This window comes from Lachnoclostridium sp. MSJ-17, assembly GCF_018918205.1.
In the GTDB taxonomy this organism is placed as follows: Bacteria; Bacillota; Clostridia; order Oscillospirales; family Acutalibacteraceae; genus Ruminococcoides.
The window spans coordinates 1-1,634 of sequence record NZ_JAHLQB010000125.1 but is presented as its reverse complement, the minus strand read 5'-3'; the positions used below and the strand labels follow the sequence as shown (position 1 = coordinate 1,634).

Below are 1,634 nucleotides of genomic sequence, written 5' to 3'. Positions count from 1 at the left end.
TCTGCAACAAATAGTCGGCGACATTCTGCGCGATCAGCACACCGATCAGCCCGATAATCCACAGCATGATATTCTTCTGGTTTTTATTGAGATAAGAATCCCGCGCCACGATAGGCGTTAAGCCGAATACCAAAATCAAAAGAGGCATTAAAATAATGTATTCTGTCATTGCGCAACCTCCCTTCGGATAGATATGTTAAGGGCACCTCTAAAAATATAGAGTTGTGCAGAGGTGCAGATATTTTATAGTAGATTATTGTCAAAACGACGAAGTCATACTGACGTATAACAAGGAGTTTTGGCAAGAATATGCTGTGAAAGATTTGTGCCTATGGGCGGCTGGATATTTTTAGAGGTGCCCTTAATTATATTCTATAACAAAACAACAAAATCCGTCAAGAGATTATCAGACAATTTGCTTCCGGAAAAAGCGATGCGACCGATTGGCAAACAAAGAGGCCTATCTCAGTGGCAACTGCCTCACCACGCAGGGCAGGTTCAAGGAGTATTTGAGATATTTAAGATACCGCTTGACTAACCTTTTCCTCTATGCTATACTACACCAAACAAACCGCATAGGAATGGGGAAAACAGGGTTTCACCGACGTGGTGTGACCTTCAGGTCCATGTGAAAGCAATTTCATGCAGGTTCAAGTCCTGTTATCCGCACCAAAAACAGCCCGATTTTATCGGGCTGTTTTGTTATATATCTACAAAAAAATAAGCTAAAAAGACTGAAATCAGCCCGATTTTTCTTGGCAGACGCACGACGTATGCCTTACGCGTCTTGGCTATTCCCTACAAAATTCATTCGGAAACTTTGTTAGGAATGACGTTTTTTCGGCTGCCCAACGTCGTGCGTCTGCCAATTCATATTTTTATTTTTTGTGCAGCCGGATAGCATTTCAGCTATCCTGCTGCTAAATCATTATTCTTTGACTCTCATCCTTCTGCGCATAGCGAACGGATAATTACATTTTCCCTCTACTTTGAGGTCTGCGCTTTGATCACCGAGGGTATCAAAGATTATCATGTGTTCCGTGAAATCCGCCCTGAGATTGACCTGTATCCGCAATCCGTCGCTTGATTCATAGATGATGATTTTGTCGATCAGCTGTCTGAGATTGGCGTCGCTGATCTCCCCTTCCTTGATGATTTCGTCAATCAGCTCCACGGTTCGCTTCATTTCGGACTTGCGCTTTTTGATGGTTTCGCTGTAGTGCTGAATGTCATAGAGCTCCTGTTCGATTTTTTTGATGTCGCTTTCGCAGGTTGAGAGCATTTCATCGTAGACCGAAGCATGCTCCTTGTCGCGGATGCGCTCCAGCAGAATCTCTTTTTGGTCGCTCTTTTTCTGTTCAAGCTCGGCGTTGAGCTGTCGGATTTTGCCCGTGACCGTGCTCTTTTTCTTCAGCCATTTCCGAACCTCGTTGTCGATGTTTTCATAAAGCTGCGCCGCCTGTTCCTTGACATTCGTGATTTCGCCGCAGATGATTTTGTCGAGTTCTGTTTCTCGGATACGGTGAGGCGGGCAATTCTCCTTGCCGTAGCGATGGTAGCCGTTGCAGACATACTCGATTCGCTCCACACCTTTCCATGTTCTTTTGACGGAGGTGAAGGTAGAACCGCAGTCG

Annotated in this window: 1 protein-coding gene; it reads right to left on the bottom strand. The window is 44.8% G+C overall.

The window, feature by feature from the left end:
- Positions 1-928: 928 nt before the first annotated feature.
- A partial coding sequence (locus KQI64_RS10290; protein WP_216524666.1) for a recombinase zinc beta ribbon domain-containing protein occupies positions 929-1,634 on the bottom strand: 706 nt, incomplete at its 5' end.